1 protein-coding gene is annotated in these 597 nt (G+C 65.2%); it reads left to right on the plus strand.

Annotated elements, in window-relative coordinates:
- On the plus strand, positions 1-597 hold a 597-nt coding region (locus HX846_RS38265), incomplete at both ends, for a glycosyltransferase (RefSeq protein ID WP_178967586.1).

A 597-nucleotide genomic window follows, 5' to 3' on the forward strand; every position in this document is an offset into this window, starting at 1 on the left:
CCCGCCTGGGCGCCGACTGCCTGACGGCGCGCATGCAATTGCCCGCCGGCAAGGTGGCGGTGATCAACCACGCCAACCTGGATATCCCGCCGGTGGCCTTGCCGCCGCTGGACACGCTGCACCTGTTGTATTTCGGTTTTATCTACCGTGGCAAAGGCATCGAAGACCTGTTGCAGGCCCTGGCCGCCGCCTTCGAAAAAGCCCCCGAATTGCGTGACCGTGTGCGCCTGACCCTGGCCGGTGGCACTGCCGCCGAAATGGCGTTTGGCACAGGCGGCAATTACCTGGAGCAGTTGAACAGCCAGATTGCCGAACTCGGCCTGGCAGGCTCCATCGACTGGCGGCTGAATTTGCCGGCCAGCGAGATCCCGCAGACGATCCAGGCGCACCATGTGATGGTGCTGCCGTATCGCGAATCGAAAAAGCTCGGCCTGCTGGGCCGCCAGCGCGGCACCAGCGGTGCATTGTCCTGGGCTGCCGCCTGCGGGCGCGGCGCGATCACCTCCGATGCCCGGGCGTTTGCCGAGGAAGTCGCCAGCGGCAATGGCGCCATCTATCCACAAGGCGATGTAGCCGCCTTGAGCGAACAACTGCTGC

The organism is Pseudomonas sp. K5002 (assembly GCF_013386655.1).
In the GTDB taxonomy this organism is placed as follows: domain Bacteria; phylum Pseudomonadota; class Gammaproteobacteria; order Pseudomonadales; family Pseudomonadaceae; genus Aquipseudomonas.